At 58.6% G+C, this 18,290-nt stretch carries 21 protein-coding genes; 13 read left to right on the top strand and 8 right to left on the bottom strand.

Annotated elements, in window-relative coordinates; all coding sequences use genetic code 11:
- The first annotated feature begins 6 nt into the window (after positions 1-6).
- From GOW72_RS03435 to GOW72_RS03450, 4 genes are read left to right on the top strand one after another with little or no spacing between them, the layout of a single operon-like run.
- Positions 7-417: a universal stress protein gene (locus GOW72_RS03435; RefSeq protein WP_170365147.1), complete on the top strand. Its 411-nt coding sequence runs from the start codon at positions 7-9 to the stop codon at positions 415-417.
- A gap of 49 nt (positions 418-466) precedes the next feature.
- Positions 467-973, top strand: a complete 507-nt coding sequence (gene comD / locus GOW72_RS03440; RefSeq protein WP_170365075.1) for a sulfopyruvate decarboxylase subunit alpha — start codon at positions 467-469, stop codon at positions 971-973.
- Positions 970-1,524, top strand: coding sequence for a sulfopyruvate decarboxylase subunit beta (gene comE / locus GOW72_RS03445; RefSeq protein WP_005981189.1), 555 nt, complete (start codon positions 970-972; stop codon positions 1,522-1,524). Before comD ends, comE begins: the two co-directional genes overlap by 4 nt.
- Complete coding sequence (locus tag GOW72_RS03450) at positions 1,524-2,636, top strand: alpha-hydroxy acid oxidase (RefSeq protein WP_170365150.1); 1,113 nt, start codon at positions 1,524-1,526, stop codon at positions 2,634-2,636. Before comE ends, GOW72_RS03450 begins: the two co-directional genes overlap by 1 nt.
- Here GOW72_RS03450 and GOW72_RS19010 read toward each other — a convergent pair.
- The 6 genes from GOW72_RS19010 to GOW72_RS03475 all read right to left on the bottom strand — a co-directional run bounded on the left by GOW72_RS19010 (position 2,633) and on the right by GOW72_RS03475 (position 8,759).
- Positions 2,633-3,127 carry a membrane dipeptidase gene (locus tag GOW72_RS19010; protein WP_342355352.1) on the bottom strand — a complete coding sequence of 165 codons (495 nt, stop codon included), beginning with the start codon at positions 3,125-3,127 and terminating at the stop codon, positions 2,633-2,635. The two genes, GOW72_RS03450 and GOW72_RS19010, sit on opposite strands and share 4 nt — an antisense overlap.
- Positions 3,055-3,873 (bottom strand): membrane dipeptidase, encoded by an 819-nt coding sequence (locus tag GOW72_RS19015; protein ID WP_217358084.1) that lies wholly within the window; start codon positions 3,871-3,873, stop codon positions 3,055-3,057. Before GOW72_RS19015 ends, GOW72_RS19010 begins: the two co-directional genes overlap by 73 nt.
- Positions 3,874-3,925: 52 nt before the next feature.
- Entirely contained in the window at positions 3,926-5,107 is a 1,182-nt protein-coding gene (locus GOW72_RS03460; RefSeq protein WP_170365152.1) for a carbohydrate porin, read from the bottom strand.
- The gene (locus tag GOW72_RS03465; RefSeq protein ID WP_244952312.1) at positions 5,104-5,910 is read right to left on the bottom strand and encodes a DUF3299 domain-containing protein; all 807 of its coding nucleotides are present in this window, start codon (positions 5,908-5,910) and stop codon (positions 5,104-5,106) included. The genes GOW72_RS03460 and GOW72_RS03465 overlap by 4 nt, the downstream gene beginning before the upstream one ends.
- A 4-nt stretch (positions 5,911-5,914) precedes the next feature.
- Complete coding sequence (locus tag GOW72_RS03470) at positions 5,915-7,330, bottom strand: amidohydrolase family protein (RefSeq protein ID WP_244952313.1); 1,416 nt, start codon at positions 7,328-7,330, stop codon at positions 5,915-5,917.
- Positions 7,331-7,706: 376 nt separating this feature from the next.
- Entirely contained in the window at positions 7,707-8,759 is a 1,053-nt protein-coding gene (locus tag GOW72_RS03475) for a tyrosine-type recombinase/integrase (protein ID WP_170365154.1), read from the bottom strand.
- A gap of 294 nt (positions 8,760-9,053) precedes the next feature.
- On the opposite strand from GOW72_RS03475, the gene GOW72_RS19115 reads away from it, so the two are divergent.
- From GOW72_RS19115 to GOW72_RS03500, 5 genes are all read left to right on the top strand, one after another.
- Positions 9,054-9,239, top strand: coding sequence for a helix-turn-helix domain-containing protein (locus GOW72_RS19115; RefSeq protein WP_170365156.1), 186 nt, complete (start codon positions 9,054-9,056; stop codon positions 9,237-9,239).
- 57 nt (positions 9,240-9,296) lie between these two features.
- Positions 9,297-9,548, top strand: coding sequence for a helix-turn-helix domain-containing protein (locus GOW72_RS03485; RefSeq protein WP_170519476.1), 252 nt, complete (start codon positions 9,297-9,299; stop codon positions 9,546-9,548).
- Between the two features lie 205 nt (positions 9,549-9,753).
- On the top strand, positions 9,754-10,923 hold the full coding sequence (locus GOW72_RS03490; RefSeq protein WP_170365160.1) for a hypothetical protein: 1,170 nt from the start codon (positions 9,754-9,756) through the stop codon (positions 10,921-10,923).
- Entirely contained in the window at positions 10,809-12,524 is a 1,716-nt protein-coding gene (locus tag GOW72_RS03495) for a primase-helicase family protein (protein WP_170365163.1), read from the top strand. The genes GOW72_RS03490 and GOW72_RS03495 overlap by 115 nt, the downstream gene beginning before the upstream one ends.
- Positions 12,525-13,179: 655 nt before the next feature.
- Complete coding sequence (locus GOW72_RS03500; protein WP_170365165.1) at positions 13,180-13,644, top strand: hypothetical protein; 465 nt, start codon at positions 13,180-13,182, stop codon at positions 13,642-13,644.
- Between the two features lie 136 nt (positions 13,645-13,780).
- Here the strand turns inward: GOW72_RS03500 and GOW72_RS03505 are convergent, their stop codons facing one another.
- The gene (locus GOW72_RS03505) at positions 13,781-14,473 is read right to left on the bottom strand and encodes an outer membrane protein (RefSeq protein WP_170365167.1); all 693 of its coding nucleotides are present in this window, start codon (positions 14,471-14,473) and stop codon (positions 13,781-13,783) included.
- Positions 14,474-14,729: 256 nt separating this feature from the next.
- Positions 14,730-14,969, bottom strand: coding sequence for a hypothetical protein (locus GOW72_RS03510; protein ID WP_170365170.1), 240 nt, complete (start codon positions 14,967-14,969; stop codon positions 14,730-14,732).
- Between the two features lie 166 nt (positions 14,970-15,135).
- On the opposite strand from GOW72_RS03510, the gene GOW72_RS03515 reads away from it, so the two are divergent.
- The 4 genes from GOW72_RS03515 to GOW72_RS03530 all read left to right on the top strand — a co-directional run bounded on the left by GOW72_RS03515 (position 15,136) and on the right by GOW72_RS03530 (position 17,821).
- The gene (locus GOW72_RS03515) at positions 15,136-15,708 is read left to right on the top strand and encodes a hypothetical protein (protein ID WP_170365172.1); all 573 of its coding nucleotides are present in this window, start codon (positions 15,136-15,138) and stop codon (positions 15,706-15,708) included.
- Positions 15,709-15,927 carry a hypothetical protein gene (locus tag GOW72_RS03520; protein ID WP_170365174.1) on the top strand — a complete coding sequence of 73 codons (219 nt, stop codon included), beginning with the start codon at positions 15,709-15,711 and terminating at the stop codon, positions 15,925-15,927. It begins immediately after the preceding gene.
- Between the two features lie 3 nt (positions 15,928-15,930).
- On the top strand, positions 15,931-17,325 hold the full coding sequence (locus GOW72_RS03525) for a phage major capsid protein (RefSeq protein ID WP_170365176.1): 1,395 nt from the start codon (positions 15,931-15,933) through the stop codon (positions 17,323-17,325).
- A 277-nt stretch (positions 17,326-17,602) separates the two neighbouring features.
- Positions 17,603-17,821 (top strand): hypothetical protein, encoded by a 219-nt coding sequence (locus GOW72_RS03530; RefSeq protein ID WP_170365178.1) that lies wholly within the window; start codon positions 17,603-17,605, stop codon positions 17,819-17,821.
- Positions 17,822-18,290: the final 469 nt, after the last annotated feature.

An 18,290-nucleotide genomic window follows, 5' to 3' on the forward strand; every position in this document is an offset into this window, starting at 1 on the left:
GTAACCATGTATAAGAAAATTCTTGTCCCCATGGCGCTTGACCACGGCATTTCGCCCCAAACGCTCGAGATCGCCCGTGCCTTGGGCGGCGGATCCGCCGAGATCGTGGCGCTGCATGTCTATGAGATGCCGCAGGGCTCGGTCAGCGTCTATCTGGACAAAGATGCCGTGGCCGATGGCTTTGCCCGCGCCCGCGAAGTCCTGATGAACAAGCTGGAAGGCCTTACGGACGTAAAGCCCGAACTGGTCAAAGGCCACACCGCGCGCACGATCATCGACTATGCCAACGACCACGTGTTCGACTGTATCGTCATTGGCTCGCACCGTCCCGGACTGACTGATTATTTCCTTGGCTCGACCGCGTCGCGCGTGGTGCGGCATGCAAAATGTGCCGTCCACGTCCACCGCAGAACCTGACCCGTCCATCGCGCCCTCGGCGCCCCAACCCAGGAACAGAAGTTTCGACATGAGCATAGACAAGAAGATCACCGAAGATCTTGTGGCCAACGACATCTCGTTCGTCACCACGGTGCCGTGCAAGCAATTGGCCGGCGTCATCGCCGAGATCGACGCCCACGACTCCATCTACCACATCCCCTCGAACAAAGAGGACGAAGGCATGGGCCTGTGCGCCGGGGCCTGGATGGGCGGCAAGCGCCCCGCGATCATCATGCAGAACACCGCGATCGGGGTCACGATCAACACGCTGGCGACGCTGATCCAGTATTACCGGATGCCGCTGCCGATGCTGATCTCGTACCGGGGCGAACTGCGCGAGCCCATCGCCTGCCAGGTCGAGATGGCCGTTCACACCAAGGCCCTGCTGGCGCAGCTGCACATCCCGACCTACCATTTCCACCATCAGGAGGACGTGGCCGAGCTGGATGCTATCCTGAAATACACTTTCATGTGCAACAAGCCCGTCGCGATCCTGACCGACGCCAATTTTTGGGGAGGCTATGGCGACCAATGATCCGTTCTGAAATCCTGAAGGAAATCGCCCCGATCCTGCGAGACCAACTGGTCGTGTGCAATATCGGCATCCCCAGCCAGGAACTGCATGCCATCGACGATCAGCCCACCAATTTCTACATGCTGGGCACGATGGGGCTGGCTTCGAGCATCGGTTTGGGGCTGGCGTTGGCCCAGCCGAAACCGGTGATCGTCATCGACGGCGACGGCTCGATCCTGACCAATCTGGGGACGCTGCCGACCATCGCCAACAACGTGGCCGACAACTATATCCTGCTGATCATCGACAACGGCTCGTACGGCTCGACCGGCGATCAGCCGACCTATGCGGGGCAGAAGACCTCGCTGGCCAAGATGGCCGAGGCGGCGGGCTGCGAACGCGTGATCGAATGCCAGGCCGAAGAGACCGGCCGCGTGCTGCAAGAGGCGCTGGACGCCCGCCAGATGACCATCATCGTCAGCAAATGTGAAAGCGGAAACGCCAAGATGCCGCCGATCACGATGGACCCGGTCGTCATCCGCGACCGCTTCATGAAGGCCGTTCAGGCCTGATGGGCGCAAGCGCCATCCACAGCGCCGAAGATGCCCGCCGGTTGGCCCGGCGGCGTCTGCCGTGGATGGTGTTCGACTATATCGACGGGGCCGCCGGGTCCGAGGCTGGGGCCCGGCGCACCCGCGCGGCGCTGGACGCCATGACCCTGCAGCCCCGGATCCTGCGCGATGTCAGTAGCCGGTCACTGGCAACCCGCGTATTCGGGCAACCAGCCGACAGGCCCTTCGGCATCGCGCCAATGGGCATGTGCAACCTGTCAGCTCCGGGCGCCGACCTGATGCTGGCGCGGCTGGCGGCGCAATACGGGGTGCCGCTGGGCGTTTCCACGGTGGCCTCGACACCGATGGAGGCGCTGATCGAAGAGGCCCGGGGCCATGCCTGGTTTCAGCTGTATTTCAGCGGCGATGGCAGCGGCACGTTCAAGCTGGTCGATCGGGCAAGGGCCGCGGGCTACAAGACCCTGATCCTGACGGTTGACGTGCCCGAAGTCGGCCGCCGCCCGCGCGAACTGCGCCACAGCTTCCGGATGCCGTTCCGGATCGGGCCGTGGCAGTTTCTGGACTTCGCGCTGCATCCGCGCTGGTCGATCTCGACCTTGCTGAAGGGCAAACCGCAGATGGCGAATTTCCTGATGGAGGGGTTCGAGTTCGACCGCACCGAAAGCCGTGCAAAGGCCGATTGGGACACGCTGGCAAGGTTGCGCGACCGGTGGCCGGGCAAGCTGGTGGTCAAGGGCGTGCTGCACGTCGAAGACGCGGTTGCACTGAAGGCTGCCGGAGTCGACGCCATCCAGGTCTCGAGCCACGGCGCCCGCCAGTTGGAGAGCGCGCCCGCGCCGATCTCGGTCCTGCCGCAGATCCGGGCGGCGGTCGGCGACGACTATCCGCTGTTCTACGACAGCGGCCTGCGATCCGGCGAAGATGCGCTCAAGGCGCTGATGGCCGGTGCCGATTTCCTGTTCTTCGGGCGGATCCTGCAATTCGCCACCGCGGCGGGCGGCGAGGCCGGTTTACACCGGTTGTGGGAGGTGCTGTCCGAAGAGATGGACATCGCCATGGCCCAGATCGGTGTCAGCACCTTGTCAGCGATTCAACGACCGGACGGGGACTAGCGCGAGTGGAACAGGTTCTGGAACTCCTGCCTCATCCGCAGGCGTTCTGGGTTTTCCTGCAAAAACCGTTCGGGCGGCTTGCCCTCCCAGACCTGGGCATAGACGCGCATTTTGTTGCCGCCGTAGATTTTGGCGAGGTCCTCGTTTGAATAGCCCCGCGCCCACAGATCGTCGGTTATCGCGGCAAGGATCTTGGCCAATTCACCATTCCCGGTTGCGCCTTTGTTGAACGCGTCAATCATGTAGCCACCGTCGTCATACATGCTGGCATTCGCGGTCGCGAACTGAACGACAAGTTCGGTTGAAAACATGTCGTCCGTCGCGATCCCGACATGGTCGACGCCGACAAGTTGGACATAATAGTCGATCATATCGGCGGCTTGCTTGGGTGAGATGTCTTCGGGCCATACCCCGTCCATCATCCATTCTGTGAATGTGGGCGATATGTATCCTCCGGACTTGGCTGCTCGCAGTGCCTCGTCGTCTGGAATGGCTCGATAACAGCCATTTGGCGTGGCGTTTGCCTCATTCGCGTAGAGCCCGCCGGAACCGAGTGGGTGTAGACATAGGGCACGCCGGGATAGTTCTCATCCATGTAGTCCATCGCGTCGTTGGTTGTTTTCGACCCGGTCTGGCTAAGGTCCAGCAGGATACCAAAGCGCACCATCTCATCGATCACGGATTTGCCCCATGGGGTCAGACCGATGTCCCGTCCGTTGTAAGCTGCCAACTGCCCTGAACCGGTTCGGAAAATGTCGTTGTAGGCCAGGATCATGCTTTTGATGCCCATGTCCTTGAGCAGGGCCATCTTCTTGAGGTCGCCATCCAGAACCGTTGCGGTTTGGCTGTTCCAGATCACAGCCGTCTTGCCCTGAGCATGCGCGGCCTCGATATCGCGTGTTTCATTCACGATCAGATAATTCTCGGGCTGCTGCGCCATGGCGGCGCGGAAATGATAGTGCTGTTCAAGCAACGTGTCGAACGACATGTCAGCGGCGGCCAATGTCATTTCATGGCCGGTGATGCCGTTGTCCCGGGCGCGTTGGAAGTAGGTGTGCAGTTGCTCGTCTTCGGTCCAGCCGGTTCCGTAGGGGCTGGCCAGCATGCCCAGTATGATCGTGTCCTGCACGAACTGTCTGGCTTCGTCAGATGCGTCCCAGGTCTTGCTTTCTTCGCTGGCGTGAAGAGGGGTGGCGATTGCCAGGACAGTTGCGGCCGCAGTCATCAGTAGCTTCATCGAGTGTCCTTCCATGGGTTGCATTGCCTCAAGTGGGCAGACCCGGCCAGCGTCAGAACACGAGCCTTGTCCGCAGGCCGAACAGGGCCACGTTGTCCTGGCCGGGGTTCAGCAGTGGGTTCGAGATGAACTGCACCGACGGCGTGATCTGCAAGCCGGGCGAAATCGAAAAACGGTAGAAAGCTTCGAGGGTGAACTGATCGCCGTCGATGCCACGGGCTTCGGCCCAGTTCAGCCCCAGCCCAGCCAGATCGGTGTTCCGGCCGTAGTACCCGATGCCGGCTGACAGGGACCGATCATACAGCGCCGCCGTTCCCTTTGCCGCGCCGGCGCGCAGGAACGGCATCCACTGGTTGCCCACGAACCACGCGGCGGAGAAGGCCGCGCCATAGTCTTCGGCCCGGCTACCGTCATCGGCTGCATCCGCGTGCCAAAGTGTCAGATGGATGTTGTCGAAATAGATCCGATCAAAGCCCGACGTGTAGCCCAGCTCGAGCGATTTGAAGAGGTTGCCGTCGCTGAAAACGTCGAAGTTCGGATCGGACGGATCGGCATTTGCGTCGGCGACACTGGCCACAGCATAGAAATTGTTGCCCAGCCGTACGCCCCCGGCAAGACCCAGCCCGGGGTTCGGGGCGTTTATCGTAGGGTTGGTGTTGAACGACAGGTTCTGGAAACCGCTATAGGGACTGACAAGGCCATAGATGTCGACGAAGTCGGTCACGTCGATCTGACCGAATTGCAGCGTCCACGACCCGTCCGCAGCCCGCTGCGACCAGAACAGGTTCGTCAGCAGCAAACCGGTGTCGTTGAAGGCGGTTCCCGTGATCGAAAGCGCGCCTCCGTCCAGACCCAGAGACTGCGGCGCGACATCGGTATAGCTGTGCCGGTGTTCGACCTTGAAGGTCAACGAACCCTGTTCGGTTGCCTGCCAGCTGCCATAGAAACGGGCAATTCCGCTGGCGGCTTCACCGGCGCCCAGGTCGGCATCCGTCGTTTGCCCAAGGGCCAGATAGTCAATGTTGAAACGGAACCCGTCTTCGGCCAGACGATCCTTCCAGGCAAACCATCCAGGCGCGATATTGCGTGGAAAATCCGACCGGAATTGCGGATCGGTCAAGCCGTCTCCGGGTTCAAGCTCGGCATTCACCGACGAGGGACCTGACAATCCCTGAGCGACCGCACCCGAAGCCCAGACAAGGGCCGCCAGCACCAGCGCAATCCGCCGGATCATTCCGAGGCCGCCTGACCACCGGTTTTGCGCCGCCCCGCGGCCCGAAGAAGATCTGTCGCGTCCTCGCTCCACTCCAGCCCGTCGGTGCGGTTCTGGAGCGTCTCGACCTTGTCTGCCTCCAATTGGAACGTGGCGCGCATCGGCATCAGCCCGTCGACCACGACCATCTGGTGATCGGTCGGCGAAATCGTCAGACGTCCCGTCAGGCGGACGGGTTCGTGGACATAGCTGGGAACCCAGTCGGCATCCAGCATCACACGGATCATCTGGTTCGGCGGCGGCGGCGGCATATGACTGCACATGCCCCGTTCGGGCACCAGATAGACAACAGATCGCCCGTCCGCGTCCGCAGGAGCCGGAATGGCGAAACCGGACAGCGTGACCTCTTGCCCGTCATACAAGGGGTTGCCAAGCGTGGCTGCTTTTTCCCTGCGTTCGGTCACGACCTGGCGTTGACCCAACAGCCAGTCCACGTCGACACCGCCCGCGGCTAGCGCATCCTCGGTCTCGTGCAGAAGTTCCTGCCACTTCTGGCGGTCCTCGTCCGTTCCGACATCCTGCTGCAGCCGGCCACGAAGCCGAACGACGAACAGGACGTCGTCGAATTGTTCGGGGCTGAGGTCGCGATAGGGGTCCTCAAAGGTCTGGACGGTCGGGTCAGGCAGATCGTCCCAACCAACCGAGAGGCCGGCCCAAGTGGGCGCGCCCGTACCCAAGCTGAGCGTCGCCGCAATCAGCAGAGTTCGGACGGAGTTCAGAAAGGCGGGCTTGTCATGGCGGTCCCGACCGCGAATCCTCATCATGGCCCTAGTTGAGCGTATTTTTGTAGATCACGCCATCCTTCATGATCAGGCGGATGGTCTCGGGGCTGTCAGGCCGCGGGTCCGCACCGAACCACTGATCGCCTGTACCCACGACCGAGAAATCTTCGAGCGGGTTGCCGTCGATCAGCAGGATATCCGCATAGGCGCCTTCCTCGATCACACCGAGCTTGCCAGCCGTGTAAGGGTTCGAAAAATCGCCTGACAATGCTACGACCTCACCGCCGATTGACGTAAGCGTCACCATCGACTGGTACGGTCCGAAGAACTCGTTATTGAGATGTTTTTCATAAGCAATCTGGATGTTGCATGCTTCCACTGATCCCACGCAATCGGTCTGAAATCCGCGTTTTACCGGGCATTCCTTCATATTCGGAATGTAGTTCGCGAAAGTCGCGGACGCCGATATCGCTTTCGCGAGGCTCTTGGGCTCGTTCTTGACCGATGGGATATCCAACAAACCCGGATCAAAAGCCGTGAGGTTAGTCGTTATGTAAGCCCCTTTCTCGTTCATAATCTCGGCAATCTCGCAATCGAAGGAGAAGCCGTGTTCAATGGACATTACACCGGCCTCAAGGGCGTTCATGATTGCTTCCTTGCGGTAAGAATGCGCCATGACATAGGTGCCGTATTCGTTGGCAACCTGAACGGCAGCTTCGATTTCTTCCTTGGAGCCGGCGAGCAACTGCCATGGGTCAAACGCCGAGATCACCCCACCCGACTGCATGAATTTCAGCTGTGTCGCCCCCATGCGCATGTTATTACGACCATACAAGTAGACATCATCGACACCGCTGACCTGTTGCGCCATGTTCAGATTACCGAAGTTGGTCTGCCCGCCCGGCGGCGAAGTGAAGGATGCGAAGTCAGCGTGGCCGCCGCGTGTCCCGAGGAACGCGCCTGACGCATAGTGACGTGGACCGACGATCTGTCCGGCGTCGATGGCCCTCCGCAGACCGCCGTTGGCGCCGCCCGCATCTCTTACAGTCGTAAATCCTTGCATCAGGTACATCTCGGCCATCCTGGTTCCATGGATGCCAAAATCCTCCCAGGTTGAGTTCGTTTCCATGGAAGCGATAGACGGTCCCATGAGCATGAGGTGTGCGTGAAGCTCGATGAAGCCAGGTGTCAGTGTCCTACCGCCGCCATCGATCACCTCCGCATTGGGGGCATCAATCGCATCGGTTGATACTGCCTTAATCAGGTTGCCTTCGATCAGAACGCTGGCATTCTCGATGCGCTGTTCATTCACGCCATCAAAGACATGCACGTTGGTGAACAGTGTTTGAGCTGGTTTTTCATCCTGGGCCGCCGCCGGCCAAGCGAGACTGAGGGCACAGACCACTCCAAGGTATAGACGTTTCATCACTGTTCCTCCCGTTTGTGCCTGTTTGGCTGTCATTATCCTAGATTTGAATATGATAGGGCCGGCGATCCAAAGTCAAACCTGCGGGGTTGATCATTGGAGGGGAACAGGCCGTTTGGCCAAATCGCTTGATGCAGACGGGTGGCATGAGGGCATTGGCGCCGTCGATGATAACCGCGACTGGCTCAGCAGGCGCGGCCCAAGGCCAAACTCGAGGATTTCAGGGAAGTGGTAGCGGAAGAGGGACTTGAACCCCCGACACGCGGATTATGATGGCGCTTGGGCTGCTACGACCACAACGGGCGCAATGCCCCGAAACCCCCCGAAACCCAACGGACGTTTGCTCTCGCAACATTCGCGACATGCCCGAGATATGCCGACGCAACGGATGCAACAGCATTTCGTCCCACGCTCATCCCACGTCTCGGTTGTCCAGCAACGAACCGAAAACATCCATTGCATCGCGTTCGAGGTCGTCTGATGGGGCGATATAGTCCAGGGTCTGGGAGAACATCGCATGACCCATCAACGTTCGCAGCGTTTGCGGGTCCACCGACCCCGACGCGTTGAGTGCCCGGGCAAAATGGTGCCTCAGACCATGGATGCTCGATGCTGCAGGCAACCCCAGTTCCAGACGGATGTTCCGGGCCTTGGACGACAGCGTGTCGAGGTTCATGAACTCGCCCGTGGGTTCCACGAACACCCCGCCCGTGTCCACCCAAGCACTGCCGACCTTCAACCGGGCTTCCGCGTTCCGGCGCATCTGGTCGCGCAGCACCATCTCCACCGGGGAGGACATCGGCAGGGTCCGGCGGCTGGTTTCGGACTTGGGCTCGGACAACACCCACTTGGACTGGCCTTGGCCCAGAACCCGCATCAGCGTTGTTTCGATGAAAACCTGCCGGGTCTCGAAGGATACGTTCGAGGTCAACAGGCCCCCGGCCTCCGAGCGCCGACAACCTGTGAGCCCGATGAAACGATAGAAGTTGCCATAGGGCGTCTTGTCGAGTTCGGCCAAGAACGCTTGGACGTGGGCACTGGTCCACGCCGGTTTGCGCCTTTTGTGGACCTTGGGCACAGAGGCCGAGCGAACCACGTTATAGGGCAGGATGCGTTTGCGAACGGCATCCTCGAGCGCCCCTGACAGAATGGCCCGGGCCTGTTTGACCGAAGATGGCGACAGGGGTTTTTGGGACAGCGTGTTTTGCCCCGAAAGCATCTCGCGCATCCAAGCATCGACATCCGACGCAGTCAGGTCGACCAAGGCGATGTGCCCCAGTGCCATCTTGGCCGATTCCAGTTTGCCCCGGTATCCATCCATCGTGTTCTGGCGCACCTCGCCCATCGCAAGTTTGTTCGCGGCCCAAGCATCCAGATAGGCGGCAACGGCGGTCCGGGTCGGGTTGACGCCCTGCACCTGTTGCTGCTCGACCTCGGTTCGATAGGCGACTGCATCTTTGAACACCCGGAAGGTCTTTGACCGGCGCTTTCGTTCGCCCGTCCGCTTGTCTGTGTGTTCGCTGTAGACCCGCCATTTGGTGCCATTGCTGTCTCGATATTTGCTAATGCTGGCCAAGGTTTTCGCTCCATTTTTCGTCAAAAAAGGTCACGGAAACATAGGCCAAAACATCCTTGTCAACCCCTCGGTTGACATGAATAGTGCGACTTCATGTCGCATATCGCCACTGTTTGTCAAGGCTCCGCTTGACAGCTTCCAGTCTGCTTAAATGGGTGGAATCGTTCATGAGGAGTGCAAAAAATGACCGACAAAACATGGATAACAGTACGCGAGGGGGCCGAGATTCTCGGGGTTACACCGCAGACAGTCCGGCGACTTTGCCAAGTAGGGCGCATCCGTTCCACGCGAATCGGGACACTGCAGATTCGAATCGTCAAAGAGGATGTCCAAAAAGTCCTCGAAACCCCGGCATACGCCGCCGAGTGAGAACCCCCAACGGTCGCGGGGAAAGGCGACCCACCATCTAATCGGGAGAGCACAACCATGCTCAATTTACCACCTGAGGACCGCCGTTTGACCACGGCACAAGTCGCAACCATGACCGGAGTTGAACCCGGCACTGTAAACAGTTGGGCCAAAAGGGGCCTGCTGAGGCGTTATTCCAAGTCGCCCAAGGGCGTCAACACGCAGCAATATTACTACGATGTGAAAGATGTCGAAGCGCTGTTTGCGGAGGAAACGGAGCAGGGCGAGGACACGCCGTCGCTGATCGAAAAACCGGCTGCTGCTGATTAAAAACTGGGGCCCCGGGGGAGTTAACCCGAGGCCCCAATCAAACACGCCGTGACTAGCGGCGCACCATCTAACCGAGATCAATGGAACATGGCAGAATATATCGCGTCAATTTCCTCGTTGTCCGGTTGGACAAAAGGGGAACGAACTTGGAAATAACTGAACTCCGGACTGACTGTTTTGTGTGCGTTGAAACGGAGGTGGCCGAATGACCAGCCATTTTCTGCCCGACATCAAACTGTGTGCCGGTCGCTGGATAGACGGCCCACATGCCCAGATAACCCACGAAATCACCTATCACCAGTTGGCCGAGATGGTGGAAAGCCCGGCCACCCGTCGCGCAAAGATGGCGGCGTCTTGGTTCATGCCATCGTCGTATTCAGGTGTCGGGGCGCGAACCGCCGTGGCGCAGCTGGCGAAGGGAACCTACTGGGCCCTGATTGGCGACATCGACAAGCCCGACTATGTTCTGGCCGACCTGTTGGATGCTGCCCGGGACACCGCCCCCGGCTGTTCGTTTCTCATCTACTCGACGCCCAGTTCCACCGAGGAAGTCAAACGGTGGCGGGTGGTGTTTCCGTTGGCCGCGCCATTGGAGCCGGAACTCTACAGTCAGGTTTGCGGTGCCATGGTCGAACAGATGGCCGAGAATGGCGTCGTCGTGGCCCCGGAATCAGTGGACGTGGCCCGGGTCTATTTTGCCCCGACGCTGCTGCCCGGTGGCTACTACCGGTATCACGTCGAGTATGGTCCAGGGTTGGTTCTGTTTGGGCACCCGCTGATGGCCCGTGCCAAGCAAATGAAGGACGAGGACGAGGCGCTTGCCCGGGTTGTGTTTGACGACGAACCCAGTCTCGACAAGGCCACGTTGCGCCTGCTGCAGGACTATAACAACGAGCACCCGCTGCGAGACGAGTTCCCAAAGTTCGGGTACGTCCAGACCGGCGCGAAGCGTTGGCGTTCTCCCATGCAAACAAGCAAGATGGGTGGGACCGTTATCCACCCGCACAACCCGCTGCGTTGGGTGTCTCACTCCGTCACCGATGCCAACTCTGGCTTGGGCAAGGAAACGAACAACTCAATGCAAATCAGGATGGCTGGGGGATACGATGGCGAACCCATCCGGTGCACCGGCGATGCGTTCGACCTGCTGGTCCATTACCGCTACGGGGGCAACTTTGCCCGGGCAATCCGGGACCTCAGACGGGCCAATGCAGGCGAACTGGGGGTCGAAATCATGCGGGAACATGAAGGCCGTCGCGAATGGGCGAAAAAGCAGCGCCGGGGCATGGTCCACGAAGCCGCAAAGCAACTCGAAAAAGAAAGGGCCGAACAGAGCGAGTTGATGCGTCGTGCCCTCAAGGGGGACACGAAATGAGCGACAAGACCGAGGAAGACAACGTAGTGAACTTGGGCTCGGTCCCTCAGGACATCCGGGAGCAACTGCGAGAACTCGTCATCGAGGACGACCCCATCAAGACCGACCTTGTGTTCAAGGAAATACAAAAACACCACCCCGGCATCACAAAAGAGGCCCTGAAAACCGAAATCAAGCGCCTGCGAAAAGCCGGTTTGACGTGGGCCCGGGGTCAGGAGGCCCCATTCGACTTGGCCGAGGTTCTGGAAAGCGACGAACCGTTGCCCTTGTCCAAGCCGGACGGGATTATCCCGTTCTATTATGGCAGCGAGGCCCGGGGCGACGCGTTCGGGATGGTTTTCCCGGACGGCAGGGTTTCGTTGTTGGGCTTCAACCAAGCAAAACGTCTGACGTCTCACTGGACGGTGCGGGATGTGCCTTACTACGACTACGTGATGGATACGCCCGACGCAAAGTTGATTGTGCCTCGGTCAACCATCGTCACGACCTCCGACAAGCCTTTCGTGAGGGTCGGAAATGACTGGCACGTCAACTTATGGAACGGGTTTGCGGTGGACCGGGTCGAGGGGGAAGCGAAACCGTTTCTGGACTTCGTCTATGGGGTGTTTGGCAAGGAACAGGGCGACTACCTGCTCAAATGGACTGCAACCAAGATACAAAACCCCGGCTTGCGCCCGGACATCTTGGTCCACGTTATCGGCCCCGGGGGCACCGGCAAGTCGTTCTTCGGCGACACTATCCGGGCTATCTTCGGCAGCTACCACAGCCAAGAAATGACGAGTTCGGGGCAGGCAGCTGGCAAGTTCCCGGACCTGTTTCCACAAACGCTTTTCGTCCACATCGACGAGATGAAAGTCACCCGGGACGAAGCAAACAAGTTCAAAAGCCTCATCACCGGACAGACGTTCCGCACGGAAATCAAGAACGAACCTGCGGTTTGGCACCATAACCATATGGCGTTCTATTCAACGTCCAACCACACCGACTCGCTGATCTTGGAACCCGGGGAACGGCGCTATGCCGTCCTCCACGCCGGAACCCGTTGGGAACAAAACCGCAAGTTCTTTGGCGACTTGCACCACTGGATGACGAAGGAGGATGGTTACGGCATCGTTCGGGCTTGCTTGGAGGACTTGGACGTGTCCGGATTCAACAGGTTCGACGTTCCCAAGACCCAGTTGATGGCCGATGCCATCTATGGGGCGCTCCAAGGCGTCGACCTGTGGTGGTTCCGATGCATGCAAGCCCGGCACATCCTCGGGGAAGTCGGGCACCCGGAAACCGGGCCCGTGATACCCCAGACAGACAAAAACGGCACCGTCTCGTTCGACAAGGTGGAGGTTTTCGAGGCGTACAAAAACTGGCAAAGCCAAACCCGGGACAAAAGCACCAAGTACACCCGGACCAACTCGTTCTGGAACCGTCTCATGGAAATCGGGGCCGTTTACAACAAAGAACACGGACGACCGCGACGAGTTGTTTGGCACGACTTGTCAGAAGCGCAGAGAAGGTTTGCCGAGTTTCACAAGGTCCCAGACGAACCAGAAGACCCCGACGCAACGTGGGAGTTCGACCCGGACGCCGGAAAACCCGGGTTCTGAGGTTCCCGTGCCGGGTTTCTGCCGGATTCGAGGGGCCTTCTGCCGGGTTTTCGAGAAAAATACGGCAGGCTCGGAGCAAACTCCGTCCGTGCTTTCGCCGGGCTTGCCGGGCTTGCCGGGTTCTGGAAGCACACTTTCCCCCAAAAAACGAAAAAACCGGGCAGGGGGCCTTTCTCTCTTCACGCGCGTAACCCCGACAAAATACGGCAAATATGGCAAGCCCGGCGAGAATAAACTCCGTTCGTGTTCCGAAGCTGCCGTATTTTTGGAATCGAATACGGCAAACCCGGCAGAAGCCCGGCAGGAGAAGGCCAAGGGGCAGGTTTTCGCCCGGTTTCCGTCGCGCCGGGCCCACCATGCCATGGGTGTCCCCCTGTCCTGTTTTTCGCCCCGGGTGGGTGAGGTGGTCTGTTGGTGGGTTTGGGTTCCAGGAAAGGACCGCCGGGTGCCTGCCGTCCACGCCCGGGTGCACAACGCCCCGACAACGGTGCTGCAACGTGATGGATAGACACGATATAGGCCGTTGGTTTTTCTTGGGAAAAAGGGGGGCGGTTGGTGCCTGTAAGGGGGGGAGGTTCAAAGATTCGCAATGATATGCCCACGCCACGCCCGCCCCGTTCTTTCAATTTGAACTACGACATGAGGAGCCCATTTGATGGCCAATACGCGTACACCAAGCACCGTCGAGAGCCTGTGGAGCGCTCTTGGAGACGAACCGATTTCGTGGCCGGACGAGGTCGAGCCTTGGACCGAGAACCCGCAACAAGCCGAGGCTCTGTTCCAGTCGATTTTGGCCGGTCGGCCCCGGGCGCGTTGGGGTGATAGCGTTGACATCCGTCTCGCGGCCATTCTTGCCCGAACAATTGCCCACCACGAGTTCTGTTATCGCATGGCTGAGGCCGATGGGTTTATTGTCCAAAACGAGAAAGGCGCAACGGTTCGTTCGCCGTGGTTGTCGCTGCACATCAACCTGTCCAGTTTGATTGTCGCGCAACAAAAGCAATTGGGCATCGTGGCCCGTCCGGGCAACAACAAGGTCGCAGACGACAACAAGGCCCAAGGTGAATCTGCCGCCCGGAAGTTGGGTCAAAAGACTGACAATTCGCCGCTTCTGGCCTAGTCCTTCGACGGCTCACCGATCATTGTGTCAAAGAAAAAGGCCTTGCGATGCAGCAAGGCCTTTTTGCGAACAGTTGCCATCGAGGGAAACGACTAACGGCTCATAGCATACTGAACTTCACAAATAGAAGTTTCGATTAAAACCTGTAATCGGCTGTCAACTTCCAAACACTGTAGGTCGTGTCAAAATACCGAGTGGACGGCAGCCTGTTCCCAGGAACTTGGAACGAATATGTATCGCCACCCAAATCAGTGTATGAGTAATCCAGACCGACAATCCATTTGTCAGTTGCTGCGTACCGAACGCCCAGACCTGCGGTGATACCACTTCGCAGACTGTCTCCAGATGCGTCGTACTTGCCTGAAGTAGCACACGTTCCAAACATGGCCCCTCCGGGGCATGACTGACCGTAGCCAACATTTGCAAAACCCAAACCAATTGTCGCATACGGCATCCATCTGTCCGCTGCGTATCCAAGTCTGACTTTTACACCGCCAAAACTCTTAATCTCGCTGGTCTGTTTAAGAAAGTTACCATCGGCGACGCTGTCATCTATATCGCCGAAGTTTAAGTCCATCGTAACGCCTAGGACCATGTTGTTTGCAAATTGATTGTCGTAAGCGATCTGGCCGCCCAATGCCCAGCCACTTGGCTCTTGATCGGGAATACCGCCGATTGCTGCAGCAAGCGGCAGCTGCTCACCATCGCCTGAGACGCTTGATATAGCCAAGCCTCCCGACCAACCTGTCCAGTCGTACAATTCCTGCGCCAACGAAGCCGTAGGGCTAACTATTGCCAACGCGGCGATTGTTTTAAGAAACTTCTTCATTTTCACTGCTCCTTACATCTTACTTTTTTTCTTTTAGCCTAGTCGTTTGAACCGAAGGCACCAAGTAAATCTGCAAAGTCACTATTGATTTGTTAAATATGATTTCTTGAATGTTGCCTTAAAGACTCAATTATTTGGAAAGCCGCCCGCAAACTGTGTTGTCAAACCAAAGGTTGACCCTCGAGTAGTTTGAGAATTGAAGGTTATCACTGAAAACCCTTCTCCCGTCGGCCTTGGTTTAGATGAGGGACGCCGCCTAGGGCGGTTCCGGCGATGCGCTGCTCGTATGCCGTTTCAGCCGCTCGTTTTCCCAACGCAGACGTTCCAGTTCGCTTTCTTCGCTGACCCAATCGGGGATATCTTGCCTGTCTGCTTCGAAACGTCCTTGTGAATCCGAGTTCGTGTAAATTTTGGTTGCGTTGGGCCGCGATTTGTATTTGTCGAGCAATGGCCGCGCACCGGAGATCCGCGCATCGTTTGGCTTGTTCGCAGTCATATGTATTGCTGGGGACTTGTAGGGCAGCGTCCATATACATGCCGACATCCAAACACTTCCGGTCTTATGGCGACCATATACCGAGTAACGCTCGGATTTTGTCAATATTCTCAAAGATATATCAGCCGTGTTTTGTTGGGTTTGTAGATACCCGACGAGGTCCCAGATGTTGCTGACTGCAACCACCGCCGAAAAGCACCTGCTGTCCCTGCACAAGGACGGGGGGAGCCTGCGTCATCGGCTTTCCAAGACCAGCCGAGCCGAGGAAAACGGCACCCCTGGTGCCCGGGAAGAACGGCAACGCATCTCGTCCCAAATCAAGCAAACACATGCACTCGCCGCCATCGCGCGTTCGGCGATGGAGCGCCGGGGCGCTGATGCCCGACAGGCCGCGAGTGTTCTGCGTCTGCGCACCAAGACAACGGGTTCAGTCTTGGGTGTGGAGCCCGACAGTCTGGCCGCTTTTGCGCTGTTGTGTGTTCGGTTCGTCGACGACCCGGACCGTTTGGACATGTTAGCCGCCCGGATGGATGCCGTTGCTCGAGGTTGCAACGATGCATGCGTCCGGTTCGACCGGCTGTCGGGTGAAATCAATTCTTCCATCCAGTGCAGCATGGCGTTGGTCGACTTGGTCGATGCCCTGCCAGACCACGGTTTCGACCCGCATTCGGGTGGGGCCAAGCAACTGCGCCAGACCTACATCGGTTGGGCCAAGCAAGCGAAAAGGGACTTTCGATAGATGCAAAATCCATTTCGAGACACCGCCCCGGCACCCCGGGCCACCGCCAAGGGTCCATCCACCAAACAGGTCGCCGAGGTGATGGGGCAACTCATCGTTAAGCACACCCGGGAAATCAACCGCCGACTGGACGTGCTCGAGGAGAAAGTCGCGTTTATCGGGGACCAAACCGCAAACCACATCGAGGCGTCGTCCAAGGCGTTCTTGCAGGAGGACTGATAGATGAAGGACATCCAAAACGACCCTCGCGTCCAAGCACTGCCGGAAGCAGTACGGACCAAGTTCGTCAAAAAGGCCGAGGAAGCGCAAGCCGCCATCCTTTGGGACGCCATCGCCGAGGAATACGCCGAGGCCAACGAGGCGCGTATCGTCCTGCCGACCGTCAAAGCCGAAATGGCCGCTTTGCGCCGGGCCGTCGAAAGGCCGATAAATGCCACGCTAACCCAACCCAAACCAGCGACCGCCAAGAAACCCCAAAAGGTGCTTCCGGCCTCGCGACTGCTGGCCGCAAACGTGGCCGCGCACATGATGCATCGTTTGGGTGGTAATAAGCCGGAATCAAACCTGACCAAGCTGTTGCCCGGGGAAGAACACCGCATCGCTCGTCGGCTGGCAAAGTCGGCCACCGTCCCGGGTTCGACAACGGATGCCGGGTGGGGTGCCGAACTCGTCCAGTCTGATGTCGGGGCGTTTTATCGTTCGCTCAAAGAGCGTTCGGCGGTCGCACAGCTGGCCCAGTTGGGCACCAGTGTCGATTTCGGTGGCAACTCAAGCATCACGTTCCCGCACCGGGGCGCAAACGACGAGGGAAGCCTGAAACCGGCGTTCGTGCAAGAACGCGCAACCATTCCGGTCAGTTCGGCAACGCTCGGATCGACCACGATGGACAAGTTCAAGCTGGGCATCATCACTGTCGCAACAGATGAACTCATTCGGGTGTCCAACATCTTGGACGTGATGGAGCAGATGATTCAGGACGACGTCGCGGAGGGCTTGGACTTCCACGTTCTGGACCCAACAAGCACGGCCATTCCGGCTGTACGTCCGGGTGCCATCACCGTTACTGCGCCGAACCAAGCATCCGCAGGCGACACGCTCGACAACATCCTGACGGACATTCGTTGGCTTCGGGGCAACCTGAGCAACGCCCGTCACCCTGCTATCATCATGCACAGCGACCACGCACGAGCCTTGGAGATGTTGCAGGTGGACGGTCGGTTCCCACTGGCCGCGATGGTCGAGCGGGGCAACCTTTGGGGCCTGAGCCTGATACACAGTCCGTTCGTGACCAAGGGCAATGTGATTGGGGTGGATGCTGCCGCCTATTACCATGCCAGCGACCTGCCCGAGTTGGACACAAGCAGCGCTGCAACGGTTGCTCTGGCGTCGGCCCAACCACCCGCCCCGCAGATGACGACCGCTGGCGGGGATGCCGACGCCGTCGACGAGCCGAACAGCATTCATGTGTCGGACGCCGCCGGAACTGGCCCGCCGACCAAGGTGGTGAGCACCTTCCAAACTAATTCGGTCGCCATGCGGATGGTCCATCCGGTGACTTGGGCCACGATGCCCAACGCGGTTTCGTACCTGACCGCCGTTACTTGGGGTGGGGCGTGATGTTCGAGCCATCTCCGCACAAAAGCCTGACCTACACTACGAACCTTGCCGACTTCGACTTGGACACGACAGTCAAACTAATTTCTGGGGTGGCATCCGAGGGCATATTGCAGGGTGTTATCCACCAGAGGGACGGAACCGCCATCGACAACGAGGCAATCCAACAACGAGTTTCGGAGGCCGTGCTTTTCGTCCTCCGGGAAATCGAGGCCAGCAACCTCGAGACCACCGGCCCAACAAAATAGGGCCAACAACACCAACGAGGAGACTAGACCAAATGGCCATTAGACGCAGACGAGACACCAGCGAAAACCCCGGACCGACCATCCACGTTGGGGTGGAACAGGTTCGAGGACGAGACTACCCATCCCTGATCGTGACCGACCCCCGGACGGGCAAGCGGCACCGCATCGCTTTGAAAGAGGACGGGCCCGAGGTTCGGGGTTTGTGCCGGAATGACCCGATCACGTTCCGTAGCTTGGAAATCCCGATCTAGGATTCCATTGCCTTACCCCAGAAGGCCCAAGGCAAAGTTACCGCCTTAGCATTTGAGCCGTGGCCTCAATAACATACCAACAGTTTGCAGCTAATCCGTTAAGTCTTTCGGTACTGATGTTGCTTATTGCGTCAGCGCCTTGACCATAGGCTGCAATTTGCAAATCATCTGTCAGGACAGCCATGTTTGGGGGGGCTTCTGTTGCGCTTCTGTGGCAACGCCGAACTGAAATTTCCCCCATGTTTTGGTACCCAGAGGGCGCACTGGCAAAAACGGCAATGCTTCTGTTCGCTTCACGCTGAGCGAGAATCTGGTCATTCGAAATTACGGTACCTACCTGCCCTTCATAACCGGAACTGACGCAGGCGCTTAGTAGAAGCATGGGTAAGCATATTAGTTTAATTCTGTGCATTCTTGGAATCCTCATGGTTGCCACTGCACGTACACTGCGGCAGGAGCACGAGCTTGA

The sequence above is a fragment of the Ruegeria arenilitoris genome, assembly GCF_013032855.1.
Lineage (GTDB): Bacteria > Pseudomonadota > Alphaproteobacteria > Rhodobacterales > Rhodobacteraceae > Ruegeria > Ruegeria arenilitoris.